Source organism: Acidovorax sp. GW821-FHT09B03, assembly GCF_059418305.1.
On record NZ_JBWKPP010000001.1, the window covers coordinates 142,791 to 155,203 of the forward strand.

General features: G+C 68.8%; 13 protein-coding genes. 3 read left to right on the plus strand and 10 right to left on the minus strand.

The window, feature by feature from the left end; all coding sequences use genetic code 11:
* Window positions 1-2 precede the first annotated feature (2 nt).
* Complete coding sequence (locus AC07PA_RS00720) at window positions 3-1,082, plus strand: PepSY-associated TM helix domain-containing protein (RefSeq protein WP_494603924.1); 1,080 nt, start codon at window positions 3-5, stop codon at window positions 1,080-1,082.
* A gap of 6 nt (window positions 1,083-1,088) precedes the next feature.
* On the opposite strand, the gene AC07PA_RS00725 is transcribed toward AC07PA_RS00720, so the two are convergent.
* From AC07PA_RS00725 to def, 10 genes are all read right to left on the minus strand, one after another.
* Complete coding sequence (locus tag AC07PA_RS00725) at window positions 1,089-2,075, minus strand: M14 family metallopeptidase (RefSeq protein ID WP_494603922.1); 987 nt, start codon at window positions 2,073-2,075, stop codon at window positions 1,089-1,091.
* A 5-nt stretch (window positions 2,076-2,080) separates the two neighbouring features.
* Entirely contained in the window at window positions 2,081-3,064 is a 984-nt protein-coding gene (locus AC07PA_RS00730; protein WP_494611084.1) for a Bug family tripartite tricarboxylate transporter substrate binding protein, read from the minus strand.
* Between the two features lie 123 nt (window positions 3,065-3,187).
* Window positions 3,188-4,084, minus strand: coding sequence for a LysR family transcriptional regulator (locus tag AC07PA_RS00735; protein WP_494603918.1), 897 nt, complete (start codon window positions 4,082-4,084; stop codon window positions 3,188-3,190).
* Window positions 4,085-4,133: 49 nt separating this feature from the next.
* The gene (gene pyrF, locus AC07PA_RS00740; protein WP_494603916.1) at window positions 4,134-4,958 is read right to left on the minus strand and encodes an orotidine-5'-phosphate decarboxylase; all 825 of its coding nucleotides are present in this window, start codon (window positions 4,956-4,958) and stop codon (window positions 4,134-4,136) included.
* 135 nt (window positions 4,959-5,093) lie between these two features.
* Window positions 5,094-6,290 (minus strand): phosphoglycerate kinase, encoded by a 1,197-nt coding sequence (locus AC07PA_RS00745; RefSeq protein ID WP_494603914.1) that lies wholly within the window; start codon window positions 6,288-6,290, stop codon window positions 5,094-5,096.
* A gap of 72 nt (window positions 6,291-6,362) precedes the next feature.
* Window positions 6,363-6,698: an AzlD domain-containing protein gene (locus tag AC07PA_RS00750; RefSeq protein ID WP_494603912.1), complete on the minus strand. Its 336-nt coding sequence runs from the start codon at window positions 6,696-6,698 to the stop codon at window positions 6,363-6,365.
* Window positions 6,695-7,459: an AzlC family ABC transporter permease gene (locus AC07PA_RS00755; RefSeq protein ID WP_494604136.1), complete on the minus strand. Its 765-nt coding sequence runs from the start codon at window positions 7,457-7,459 to the stop codon at window positions 6,695-6,697. Before AC07PA_RS00755 ends, AC07PA_RS00750 begins: the two co-directional genes overlap by 4 nt.
* 65 nt (window positions 7,460-7,524) lie before the next feature.
* Entirely contained in the window at window positions 7,525-8,514 is a 990-nt protein-coding gene (gene fmt / locus AC07PA_RS00760) for a methionyl-tRNA formyltransferase (RefSeq protein WP_494603910.1), read from the minus strand.
* A gap of 23 nt (window positions 8,515-8,537) precedes the next feature.
* Entirely contained in the window at window positions 8,538-9,029 is a 492-nt protein-coding gene (locus tag AC07PA_RS00765) for a hypothetical protein (RefSeq protein WP_494603908.1), read from the minus strand.
* Window positions 9,030-9,202: 173 nt separating this feature from the next.
* Window positions 9,203-9,709: a peptide deformylase gene (def, locus tag AC07PA_RS00770; protein ID WP_007860353.1), complete on the minus strand. Its 507-nt coding sequence runs from the start codon at window positions 9,707-9,709 to the stop codon at window positions 9,203-9,205.
* Between the two features lie 200 nt (window positions 9,710-9,909).
* Here def and AC07PA_RS00775 point away from each other — a divergent pair, with 200 nt between their 5' ends.
* Both AC07PA_RS00775 and dprA read left to right on the plus strand, forming a co-directional pair.
* Window positions 9,910-11,139 (plus strand): LysM peptidoglycan-binding domain-containing protein, encoded by a 1,230-nt coding sequence (locus AC07PA_RS00775; protein WP_494603906.1) that lies wholly within the window; start codon window positions 9,910-9,912, stop codon window positions 11,137-11,139.
* 94 nt (window positions 11,140-11,233) lie between these two features.
* Window positions 11,234-12,391, plus strand: a complete 1,158-nt coding sequence (gene dprA, locus AC07PA_RS00780; protein ID WP_494604134.1) for a DNA-processing protein DprA — start codon at window positions 11,234-11,236, stop codon at window positions 12,389-12,391.
* The last annotated feature ends 22 nt before the right edge of the window (window positions 12,392-12,413 follow it).

The window sequence follows — 12,413 nt, forward strand, 5'->3', positions numbered from 1 at the left end:
ACATGCAGCGCTTGCGCCAACTCTGGCTGCGTGTACACCGCTGGATCGCACTCAGCCTGGGCTGGGTATTGATCCTGTCAGGACTGACCGGCGCCGTGCTGGTGGTGGCGCAGCCGCTCGACCGTTGGCTGCACCCTGAACTGTTCCGTGCCGGAGCGCTGGCTGGCGTCGGCTCGCCCGATGCCGCCCTGCAGGATGTGCTGCAAAAGCTCCAAGCCGAGTGGCCCAAGGGCAGCTTCACGATGCGGCCCGCACGCGAGCCGGGAGAGAGCCTGTGGGTGCTGGTCAACGGCCCCTGGCGCGGCACGGTCTATTTCGACCCGGCCACCGGCCTGGAGCAGGGCCGCCGGGGTGAGACCGAGGGCTTCGTCAATGCCCTGTTCAAGCTGCACAGCTCGCTGTGGTGGCAGGACACGGGCAAGGCCATCCTGGCCTGGGTGGCGCTCGGCTATCTGTTGCTGCTCATCACCGGTCTGGTCCTCTGGTGGCCGCGGCGCTGGCCGCCGTCCTGGCGCATCGTGCTGGACAAGGGCCTGCTGCGCGCCTTCTTCGACCTGCACCGGGTGGGCGGTGCGGCCCTGGGGCTGCTCATCGCGGTGTCGGTGGCCAGCGGGGCCTGGATGGCCTGGCGGCCCCTCGGCGGGTTCGTCACCACGCTCAGCGGCGCCGAGCCGACCAAGGCGCCGACGCTGCCCAAGGGCTCCGCATCGGCCCGCGCGCTGCCGCTCGACAGCCTGGTGGCCCGGGCGCAGGCGCAGTTTCCAGGTGCGCCCATCGGCTATGTGCAGGTGCCGGCACAGGCCGACCGGCCGCTGCGCGTGCGCCTTCGGCTCGCGGACGACCCGCACCCGAATGGGCTGAGCTCGGTGTGGCTGCACCCCGCTACCGGCGAGGTGCTGGCCACCCACCGCTGGAACGAACTGGACCCCGGGGCGCGCGCAACGGCAGTCATCTACCCCCTGCACACCGGCGTGCTCGGAGGTGTGCTGCTGGAAGCGCTCATCGCCGTGGGCGGCCTGGTGCTGGCAGGCATGGGCATCACCGGGGTCTGGCTCTGGTGGAAGCGCCGGCGTCCGCGCTGACCCCGGCTACAGGGGCCTGCGCGTGGCGTAGCGCACCACCGTCACGCCTGCGCGCGCCTGGCGCACCGAGGGCATGACGAGCACACAGTCGTCGTACGGCGTGGTGACGGGCACCCCGTCGTTGTCGCCGATCACGGTGCCGGCCTTCTCGATCACTTCGAGGCCGGTGTACGGCTCCACGAAGCGGAAGGCGCTGCTGGTGGCCACCACCGGCCCGGTGACTTCGAGCGCCCACTGGCGCGGCGCGTCGGGCAGGCGCCAGCCGGGCAGTTGCTGCGCCAGTGCGTGGGCACCGAGCACGCCCGCTTGTTCGAGGAAGCGCACGCACTGGTCCTGCGCCACGGCGCGGCTCGCCGGGTCGCCATGGAAGCCGCACTCGATGAGCAGGGAGCGGGTGTCCTCCCCCTGTGCATCGCCCAGACCGAAGCGCCCGTAATCGCGCATGCGCACGCCATCCTTGTGGCCGGCGTCGACCACGATGTGCTCGGGCGAGCGCATGGCACGCGCCAGCTGCAGGTTGCGCGGCTGGATGCCGGTGAGCAGCAGTGGCGCCGAGGGCTCGTGCATGGAGTGGATGTCCAGCAGCCAGTCCGCCTGGGCCACGAAGGGCCGCAGGGCCGCGGCACGGCGGCGCTCGCTGGTGTCGCCCGCGTCCATGCGCTCGTCGAGCCACTGGCGGTTCAGGTCTTCGTCGGTGAAGCGCGAGGCGTCGTGGCTTTGCGGGTCGAAGCGGTCGAAGGCGGTGAGGTTGCAAAAGGCCAGCGTGAGCTTGCCGCGCGCAGGGCGCAGCCCGGCTTCCAGCAGGCCCTTGAGCGCCCAGGCACCGCACAGCTCGTTGCCGTGCACCAGGGCACTGACCATCACGTGGCGGCCGGGCACGCCCGAATCGAAGTGCCAGACACCTTCGGTGCCGGTATTGCCCGCGCGCCAGGCGCCGATGTCGGGCGCGGGCAGTTCGAAGACCAGGGGCTGGGATGTCGTCGCTGCAGTCATGCCGGTCATTCCTCGATCTTGGCGAACTCGACGATCTTCTTGTACTTGGCCACCTCGGCGGCCAGGTACTGGTCCATGTTCACCGTGGTAGCCGCCACGGTGGAGCCACTGGCCTCCATTTTCTTGCGGAAGTCGGGTGACTGCAGCGTGTCGTTGAGCGCCTTCTTGATCTTGTCGAACACGGGCTTGGGCAGGTTGGCCGGGCCCAGCAGGGCGAACCAGACACCGATGTCCACGTTCTTGAACTGCGGCGACTCGGCCAGGGCCGGGATGTCCGGGGTCGTGGACGAGCGCTTGGCTTCGGTGGTGCCCAGCGCGACGACCTTTCCGCTCTTGATGTGGGGCAGGCCACTGGAGAGCACGAACACCCCGAATTCGAGGTTGTTGCCCAGCAGGTCGTTGGTGAGCGGCGCCACGCCGCGGTAGGGGATGTGGGTCATGAACAGCTTGCCCTGCTCCTTGACCATCTCGCCGGCCAGGTGCAGCGAGGTGCCCACGCCCGAGCTACCGTAGCTGTACTTGCCGGGGTTCTTGGCCACCTTCTGCGTGAACTCGGCCAGGTTCTTCACGCCCGCGCCTGGGGACGCGACCAGCACCAGGGGCTGCGAGGCCACGAGGCCGATGGCCGTGAAGTCCTTGACGTCGTACTTGACCTTCTTGGTCACGAGCTTGTTGATCGCGATCTCGTTGCTCGCCCCGACCAGCAGGGTGTAGCCATCGGGTGCGGCACTGGCCACCTTCTGGGCGCCGATGGCGCCGCCCGCGCCGCCGATGTTCTCGATCACCACCGGCACGCCGAGCTTGGCGCCCAGCTCCTGCGCCACCGCCCGCCCCGTCAGGTCGGTGCTGCCGCCGGGCGGATAGCCGACGACGATGGTGATGGGCTTTGCCGGGTAGGTGTCTTGCGCGAAGGCCGGGGCCGCGGCGAAGCAGGAGGCCAGGGCGCACAGCAGTGCGGTGCGGCGCGCGAAGTGGGCGGGTTTTTTCACAATGGAACTCCTCATCGGGTGGGGTCAGGGCTTGGTATGTAAGCCATTGTGAGAATGCCGGCCGATCCCATTGGTGCTGAAATGGCACCAGGATGTGCCGTTTTGGTTCGCCTTGGCACGCGCTCAGCGCTGTGCAAACGCCTGCCAGAACGCCTCGGCCAGGGGGGGCAGTCGGCGCTTGGGCCGGTACAGGCGCACATCGAAGCGCACCTCCATGCGCGCATCGCCCGCGAGCGCAAGGCGCTGCGCCTTGCAGTCGGCATGCACCAGGGACCACGGCAGCCACGCCACGCCCACCCCGCGCAGCGCGTACTCGTACAGGGCATCGGGCGAATCGCATTCCACCACCCGCTGCAGCCGCGGTGCATGGGGGTGGTTGGCCAGGTGGTCCTCCACCAGGCGGCCCAGTGCCAGCTGGGGTGCATAGGCCAGGTAGGCCGCCGCGGCACCGTCGGGGCCGAAGCGGTGCTGCGGCTGGCCCTGTGTGGTGGCGCGCGACACAGGCACCAGCCGGTCGCTGGCCACGGTCACATGGCTGAACTGCCGGGCATCGAGCCGCACGGCCAGGGCGGTGTGGTGGTAGACCAGCGAGAAGTCGGCCTCGCTGCGCTCGAGCTGGGCCACGGTCTCGGCCAGGGAGCCGGTGCGGATACACAGCTCACTGGCATGCAATGCGCGCGGCAGCCGCACCAGCCAGTCGGCCAGCAGGGTGCGCGCCAGGGTACGGCCCGTGACGATGGTCACGGTGCGGGCGGTGCGCCCGGCCATGCTCTGCATTTCTTCGTGCGACTGGGCAAGGCTGCGCGCCATCTGGCCGGCCGTCTCCAGAAAGCGCTTGCCTGCGGCCGTCAGCGTGACCGGGCCACCGCCTTTTTCCACCAGGGGGGTACCGGCCCATTCTTCCAGCGCGCGGATGCGCCGCCCGAAGGCCGGGTGGGTGACATGCCGCAACTCGGCCGCGCGCGTGAAGCTGCGCTCCTGCGCGAGCACGATGAAATCCTCCAGCCACTTCAGTTGCATCGGGGAATCCTTGCAGCGACCGGTGCGCGCGCAGGGCACGCCGGGGACATCAGGCCCGGGCCGCTTCCAGCACGGCCCGCGTGCGCACCGCCTCGGTACGCGCTGCACTGGCGAAGTCCTCGCCGCCCGAGGCGTAGAGGATGGAGCGCGACGAGTTGACGATGATGGGCCCGCCCTCGCGCAGGCCGGCGCGCACGGTGGCCACGGCATCACCTCCCTGGGCACCGACGCCCGGGATCAGCAGCGGCAGCGTGGGCGCGATGCCGCGCACGCGCTCGATCTCCTGCGGGTAGGTGGCGCCCACGACCAGGCCGAGCTGGCCATTGCGGTTCCAGGGGCCCTGGGCGAGGCGTGCCACGTGCTCGTACAGCAGGGGCTCGCCCGCGACGCTGGACAGGCGCTGGATCTGCAGGTCGTCGCCCCCGGGGTTGGAGGTGCGGCACAGCAGGAAGGCGCCCTTGCCGTGGTAGGCCAGGTAGGGCTCGATGGAGTCGAAACCCATGAAGGGCGAGAGCGTGACGGCGTCGGCACCGTAGCGCTCGAAGGCCTCCTTGGCGTACTGCTCGGCCGTGGAGCCGATGTCGCCGCGCTTGGCGTCCAGGATCACGGGCACATGCGGAGCATTGGCGCGCATGTGCTGCATCAGGCGTTCGAGCTGGTCTTCTGCGCTGTGCGCGGCAAAGTAGGCGATCTGGGGCTTGAAGGCGCAGGCCAGGTCGGCCGTGGCATCGACGATGGCGGCGCAGAAATCGTAGATCTTGCGCGGATCGCCCTTGAGCGCTGCAGGGAAACGGGTGGGCTCGGGGTCCAGGCCCACGCACAGCATGGAGTTGTTCTGTGCGGATGCGTCGCGCAGCATGTCTAGAAAGGTCATGGGGTCCGATTTTAGGCGGGCCGGGGCACGAAAGCCGTGGTCCGGCTGCGTCCCCCTCTCGTGGGAACCCCTGCGGACGTAAAAAAAGGCCGTCGCAACGGCCTTATTCCAGGGGGCAAAATGTAACCAAAATGGTTATTTTGCAACTGCACGTTTCTCCAATATCTCGAAAGCCGGCAGCGTTTTGCCTTCCAGTACTTCCAGAAACGCGCCCCCGCCGGTGGAGATATAGCCGACCTGTTTCTCGATACCGTATTTGGCGATGGCCGCCAGAGTATCTCCGCCGCCAGCGATGCTGAATGCGGGCGATTCGGCAATGGCGGCCGCAATCGCGCGCGTGCCATTTTCAAAGGCCGCGAATTCGAACACGCCGACCGGCCCGTTCCAGACGATGGAGCCGGCCGACTTGAGCTGGCTGGCCAGACGGGCAGCGGTCTCGGGCCCGATGTCCAGGATCAGGTCGTCGGCACCGACGTCCGTGGCCGCCTTCACGGTGGCCGGCGCATCGGCCGAGAAGGCCGTGGCCGTCACCACGTCGGTGGGGATCGGCACGTCGGCGCCGCGCGCCTTCATCGCGGCCATCACGGCGCGGGCTTCCTCCACCAGGTCGGGTTCGGCCAGGCTCTTGCCGATGGGCAGGCCGGCGGCCAGCATGAAGGTGTTGGCGATGCCGCCGCCCACGATGAGCTGGTCGACCTTGTCGGCCAGGCTCTTGAGGATGGTAAGTTTGCTCGACACCTTGGAGCCGGCCACGATGGCCACCAGCGGCCGCTGGGGCTGCGCCAGGGCCTTGGTCAGCGCGTCGATCTCGGCCGACAGCAAGGGGCCAGCGCAGGCGACGGGCGCAAACTGGGCGATGCCGTAGGTCGTGCCCTCGGCGCGGTGGGCGGTGCCGAAGGCATCGTTCACGAAGATGTCGCACAGGGCGGCCATCTTGCGCGCCAGCTCTTCCTTGTTCTTCTTCTCGCCCACGTTGAGGCGGCAGTTCTCCAGCAGCACGATCTGGCCGGGGGCCACGCTCACGCCATCGACCCAGTCGGAGACCAGGGGCACCTCGCGGCCCAGCAGCTCCCCGAGGCGCGCGGCCACAGGAGCCAGGGTGTCCTCGGGCTTGAACTCGCCTTCGGTGGGGCGGCCCAGGTGGCTGGTGACCATGACGGCAGCACCGGCGTCCAGCGCCAGCTGGATGCAGGGAATGGAGGCGCGGATGCGCGTGTCTTCGGTGATGGCGCCACTGTCGTCCTGCGGCACGTTCAGGTCGGCACGGATGAAGACGCGCTGGCCTTGGGCCTTGCCCTGGGCGCACAGATCGGAGAAGCGGAGGATGTTCATGAAAGAAGGGTTCCTGGATGGGGCACTGAAGGCCGCCATTTTAAAGGGCCCGCCCTGGCCCCCTCCCGGCGCCTACCAGCCCCAGCCGATGTGCAGCGGCAGGTAGACCACCATGCCCACCACGATGGTGCCCAGGATGCCGCGTTTCCAGAAGTAGTAAGCACTCGCAAACAGAACAGCCGGCAGGCGCGCGTCCTTGAACGTGTCCAGCAGCTCGCCCTGGGTCATGAGGATCTCGGGCGCGATGACAGCCGTGAGCGCGGCCAGCGGCGCGTACTTGAGGCCGCGCTTGAGCCAGTCGGGCAGGGGCAGCTCGCGCTCGGGAATCATGAAGAAGGCACGCGACACCACGGTGATGATGGCCAGCCCGAGGATGGCGATGGTGATCTCGATCCAGTGGCCGCTCATGGGTGGCGCTCCTCGCGCAGCGGCACCACATCGCCGTCCTTCATGTGCTGGCGCTCCTCGGGTGGCATTACGCTGTTGGCGGGTACCAGCAGCATCTCGGGGTGGCGGTTCTTGCGGCGCCGGTCTACCGCCTCCATCATCAGGCCCACGGCCACGGCGGCCGCAATGGCCACGAGGATGTTGAGCTTGAGCGGCAGGGCGAACGCGGCCACGGCGGCCGTGGCCGCCACGCCCGTGGCCAGCCAGGTGGCGCGGTCGAACAACAGCGACAGCAGCACGCCCAGCAGGGCCAGCACGCCCGCAAAGCCCAGGCCCCAGGACAGCGGCACCGCATTGGCCAGCAGGATGCCGGCAATGGAGGGCACCTGCCAGGCGACCCAGTTGGTGGCGGCCGCGCCCCAGAAATAAGGCATCTGTTCGGGCTGGGACTGGGGCTCCGGGAAGCGTTTCATGAAGGCCACGTAGATCACGTCACCGCTGAAGTAGCCAATGGCCAGGCGCTCGCGCAGGGGCCTGTGGGCAAAGTAGCTGCGCCACATGCTGCTGAAGATGACGAAACGCAGGTTCACGCACGAGGCCGTGAGCCAGATCACCCACAGCGGCGCCCCCACGGTGAGCAGCGGAATCACGGCCAGTTGGGCGCTGCCCGCATAGACCACGAGCGACATCAGCAGGGCCAGCGACACGGACATGCCGCTCTTGACCATGGCCACGCCCGTGACCAGACCCCAGGCCGCAATGCCCAGGGAGGTGCCGGCCATGTCCACGGCGGCCAGGCGGAAATGCGGATCGCGGACGGTGCGCGAGACTTTCTGCGCCAGGGTGCTCATGGCGCACCGCCAGCGCCGAGCGCCACCCCCAGCACCGCACCGGGTTGCAGCTCGTCAAAGCCGCGCAGGAAATCCGCCGCGGCCAGGCGCTTGCCACCGGCACGCTGCAGGGTGGTCAGGCGCAGCCTCCCCGTACCGCAGGCCACGGTGACGCCCGCGCCATCGGCAACCAGGACCTGCCCGGGCACGGCCCCGGCAAGGGCATCCCCCGCCTCGGGCAAGCCAGCCCACAGCTTGATGGTCTCCTCACCCAGGCGGGTGCTGGCGCCGGGAAAGGGATCGAAGGCGCGGATGCGCTGGCCGATGGCCTGGGCAGGCTGCGACCAGTCGATGGCGCTCTCGGCCTTTTCGATCTTGTGCGCGTAGGTCACGCCCTCGGCCGGCTGCACCACGGGCGCCAGGCCGCCGCAGGCCGCCAGCTCCAGGGCCTCCACGACCATGCGGCCACCCAGGTCGGCCAACCGGTCGTGCAGGGTGGCGGTGGTGTCGCTCGTGGTGATGGCGGTGCGTTCGGTGAGCAGCATGTCGCCCGTGTCCAGGCCCGCATCCATCTGCATGATGGTGACGCCGGTCTCGGCATCCCCGGCCTCGATGGCGCGGTGGATGGGTGCCGCGCCGCGCCAGCGCGGCAGCAGGCTGGCGTGGATGTTCAGGCAGCCCAGGCGCGGCAGGTCCAGCACCCACTGGGGCAGGATCAGGCCATAGGCGGCCACCACCATGGCGTCGGCCCGGGCGGCCAGCAGGGCTGCGCGCGCCGCGGCCGCATCCTCGGGGTACTTGCCATCCAGGCGCAGGCTCCTGGGCTGCGCCACGGCAATACCGTGGTCCAGGACGCACTGCTTGACGGGGGAGGCCTGCAGCTTCATGCCCCGGCCGGCAGGACGGTCAGGCTGGGTGAGGACCAGGGGGACGGTGAAGCCGGCCTTCAGCAAGCGCTCGAGGGCCACGCGGGCGAACTCGGGCGTACCGGCAAAAATGACGTTCATGGGGGTTTCTGCAACACAGACGATCAGTCTCGTCCTTTGTCGGTATTGGGGATGTCGTCGGTGAAGCCGATGCGGCGGACCACGCCGGCAGGATCGAGGTGCACGTGGGCAAAGCGAGGGTCGGAGCCCTGCTTGAAACGGTAGGTCCAGATGTCACCGTCCCAGCGGGCCACCCGCTCCACCCGCAGCGGCGGGCCGAAGGTGCGCTGCAGGTCGGTCTGCGTCCACTGGTCCAGGGGAATGCTCTCGAGCCGGGTCTGGGTCAGGACCTGCTCGGCGCGCACCAGCCGGCCGCTGGCGTCAAAGTCGAGGTTGTACACCTCGGTGCCGGCAGGCAACTGCGAATAGAGCAACCGCTCGCCCTGCGGCAGGGAGTGGACGGCGGTGGGCTGCCCCTGCCGCGCCAGCACCTGGGCGCGCGGGGTGCCCAGCGGCTCGCTCAAGGGCACGGCACAGGCCGCCAGGCCCGCCACCAGTGCCAGCGCTGCGGCACCGCGCAGCACGCGGGGCGCCACCAGGAGCGTGCGCGGCAGAAGGCATCGAAGCGAAGCGCTCGAAAACCGGGGACCGCGGGGTAGTACCGACAAGCCCAGGGTAGACGCCTGGGCGCCGGAGGTGATGCCCAGCGAGACCGGTCTATCGGGTGTTGCAGCCGATGTGCCTTCTGCCACGCACGCTCCTGGGCCCATCAGCGGTTCTCCCGCTGCTGCTTGACCATCTTGGTCTTGATGCGGTTGCGCTTCAGGGGTGACAGGTATTCGACGAAGACCTTGCCCAGCAAGTGGTCCATCTCGTGCTGGATGCAGACCGCCAGCAGGCCCTCGGCCTCGACGGTGCGCGACTGGCCCTCGGCATCGAGCGCCTTCACATGCACGGCGTCGTGGCGCTCGACCCCGTCGTAGATGCCGGGCACCGAGAGGCAGCCCTCGTCGTTGACGTGCTTTTCGGCGCTGGCCCAGACGATTTCGGGGTTGATCAGCACCATGGGCTCGTTGCGCCCTTCGGAGACGTCGATCACGATCAGGCGCTCATGCACGTCGACCTGGGTGGCGGCCAGGCCGATGCCGTTGGCGTCGTACATGGTGGCCAGCATGTCGGACACCAGGGTCTTCAGGCGTGCATCCACGGCCTCAACGGGCCGGGCGACCTTGTGAAGCCGGGGGTCTGGATAACAGAGAATGGGGAGAATTGCCATGGAATCGGGTAATAGATGTCGCTATTTTCGCCACTTTTGCCCAAAGCTGCAGATACTCAACCCAATAATCGTTGCCGAATCAAGGGCTTGAGCAGAGAATCTAAGAAGGTTTGTAACGTATTCGTCCGGCTGCTTGCATGTGCAACACAGTTCGGACGCCAGTGAGGGGGCGTTTCACAATGCATCAAAAAAGGATCCACATGACGGCATTCACCAGCGCGCGGCTAACCGCCCTGGGCGCCCTGACCGTGGCCGCAGGCGCTTTGCTCGTCGCACCGGCCCAGGCGCAAAATCACCCCATTTCCGGCCAGCAGCGCGCCACAGCGCAGGAAGTGTCGCAGCGCGGCGTTCCCGTGGCCGACCTGGCACCCAACGCACCCGATGTGTACGTGGTCAAGCGTGGCGACACGCTGTGGGGCATCTCCGGCCTGTACCTGAAAAGCGCCTGGCGCTGGCCCGAACTGTGGGGCATGAACATGCAGGCCCTGCCCAACCCGCACCTGATCTACCCGGGTCAGACGCTGTACCTGGACAAGGAAGGCGGCTATGCCCGTCTGCGCACCACGGCCCCGGGCGGCGGCTCCGGCTCGTCCGGCACCGTGCGCGTTTCGCCCAGCACGCGCAGCGACAGCCTGTCCAGCACGGCGCTGCCGACCCTCAAGCCACACCTGATCGAACCGTTCCTGGTGGAACCAGTGGTGGTGGACGCGAGCGTGCTTCAGCGCGCACCGCGCGTGATCGCCACCCAGGAAGAGCGCGTGCTGATGGCCAGCGGTGACCGGGCCTATGTGCGCGGCGATGCCGCCACGCCGCTGACCATGGAACCGGGCGAGCCGCGCCAGTTCCGCGTGTTCCGCGACGCCGTGGCCCTCAAGGATCCCCAGACGGGCGAGGTCCTGGGGTACGAAGCTCAGTACCTGGGCAAGGCCGAGCTGGTGCGTGGCGAGAGCTTCGAGAAGTCCTCCAACGGCAAGGGCGGCGTCCAGACCGACTACGTCCCCGCCACGGTCGACCTGACGGGTGCCAAGGAAGAGATCCGTGCCGGCGACCGGCTGTTGCCTGCCCCAGCGCGCGAGTTCATCAGCTATGTGCCCCGCGCCCCCCGGGACGGCACCGAGGCCCGCGTGGTCTCCATCTACGGCAGCTCGGCCGCCGGTGTATCGGCAGGCTCGGCCGGCCAGAACCAGGTGGTGGCCATCAACCTGGGCACCCGCAATGGCATCGAGGCCGGCCATGTGATGCGCCTGATGACCAAGGGCGACGTGATCAAGGACAAGACCGATCCCAAGCTCCCCATGATCAAGCTGCCCAGCGAGAGCAATGGCCTGGCCATGGTGTTCCGGACCTTCGACCGGGTCTCCTACGCGCTGATCCTGGAAATCCGCACTGGCGTGCGCGTGGGCGACCGGCTGGTCAGCCCACAGGAGTGAAGCGCCAGCGCATCCCCCCTGCAATGGGCCCCCGGCCCGGCCTGCAGGGGAATGCGCCAGGCTTGTGAAGCCGGCGGGCCACGCCATGCCCCTCATGGACCACGACGAATTGCAGGCCTGGCTCAGGCTGACGCTGTCGCGCGGCGTAGGCAATGCCGCCGCGCGGCTTCTGCTGGCCCGCTTCGGCCTGCCGCAGGCCATCTTCGGGCAATCGGAAGCAGCCTTGCTGGAGTGCGTGACCCCGGCCCAGGCCAAGGCCTTGCGCGCCATCCCTCCCACCCTGGCGGACCTGGTGGAAACCACCTGGGAATGGCTGCAGGATGCGCCCGAACCCGAAACTGCAGCCCGCACGCTGCTCACGCTGGGCGACGCCGGCTATCCGCGCACGCTCCTGAACACCGACGATCCCCCGCTGCTGCTGTACCTGATGGGGCCCGCTGCACGCCTGGCGTCCGAGCATCCGCTGGGCGAACGGCCTTGCCTGGCCGTGGTGGGCAGCCGCAATCCGACGGCCCAGGGCGCGGAGCATGCACGGCAGTTCGCCAAGTCCTTGCACGGCGCCGGCCTCACCATCGTCTCGGGCCTGGCGCTGGGGGTGGATGCGGCGGCCCATGAGGGTGCCCTTGAGAGCGCCGGCCTGGGCGAAGACCAACCCGCGACCATTGCCGTGGTCGGCACCGGGCTGGACCGGGTCTACCCGGCAGCCAACCGGGCACTGGCCCACCGCATCGCCCGGCAGGGACTGCTGGTGAGCGAGTACCCCCTGGGCACGCCACCGCTGGCCCCCAATTTCCCCAAGCGCAACCGCATCATTTCCGGGCTCTCGCAGGGCACGCTGGTGGTCGAGGCAGCCCTTGCCTCAGGCTCGCTGATCACCGCCCGGCTGGCGGCGGAGCAAGGCCGCGAGGTGTTCGCCATCCCGGGCTCCATCCACTCGCCCCAGTCCCGTGGATGCCACGCACTCATCCGACAGGGCGCCAAGCTGGTGGAGTCCGCCCAGGACGTGCTGGAGGAATTGAGCCTGCCCGCCCCGGCGGGCGCCTCGGGTCCGCAAGGCCTCGGGCGCGGGCATCCGCGGCAGGACAGCCCCCTGTTGCAGGCCCTGGGATTCGACCCCATGGGCCTGGATGCCCTGCTGTCCCGCACCGGCATGGACGCGGCCAGCCTGCAGGTGCAATTGCTGGAACTCGAACTGGCGGGAAACGTGGCGCGCTTGCCTGGCGGACTGTTCCAGCGCATGGGAACAGCGTAGCCTGGCCCGCACGCACCAAGGA

Excerpts from the sequence above, each read along its gene's own strand:
- AC07PA_RS00720 (WP_494603924.1), top strand. The coding sequence starts at position 3 with ATGCAGCGCTTGCGCCAACTCTGGCTGCGTGTACACCGCTGGATCGCA.
- AC07PA_RS00725 (WP_494603922.1), bottom strand. The coding sequence starts at position 2,075 with ATGACTGCAGCGACGACATCCCAGCCCCTGGTCTTCGAACTGCCCGCG.
- AC07PA_RS00735 (WP_494603918.1), bottom strand. The coding sequence starts at position 4,084 with ATGCAACTGAAGTGGCTGGAGGATTTCATCGTGCTCGCGCAGGAGCGC.
- pyrF (WP_494603916.1), bottom strand. The coding sequence starts at position 4,958 with ATGACCTTTCTAGACATGCTGCGCGACGCATCCGCACAGAACAACTCC.
- AC07PA_RS00745 (WP_494603914.1), bottom strand. The coding sequence starts at position 6,290 with ATGAACATCCTCCGCTTCTCCGATCTGTGCGCCCAGGGCAAGGCCCAA.
- AC07PA_RS00750 (WP_494603912.1), bottom strand. The coding sequence starts at position 6,698 with ATGAGCGGCCACTGGATCGAGATCACCATCGCCATCCTCGGGCTGGCC.
- AC07PA_RS00755 (WP_494604136.1), bottom strand. The coding sequence starts at position 7,459 with ATGGCCGGCACCTCCCTGGGCATTGCGGCCTGGGGTCTGGTCACGGGC.
- fmt (WP_494603910.1), bottom strand. The coding sequence starts at position 8,514 with ATGAACGTCATTTTTGCCGGTACGCCCGAGTTCGCCCGCGTGGCCCTC.
- def (WP_007860353.1), bottom strand. The coding sequence starts at position 9,709 with ATGGCAATTCTCCCCATTCTCTGTTATCCAGACCCCCGGCTTCACAAG.
- AC07PA_RS00775 (WP_494603906.1), top strand. The coding sequence starts at position 9,910 with ATGACGGCATTCACCAGCGCGCGGCTAACCGCCCTGGGCGCCCTGACC.
- dprA (WP_494604134.1), top strand. The coding sequence starts at position 11,234 with ATGGACCACGACGAATTGCAGGCCTGGCTCAGGCTGACGCTGTCGCGC.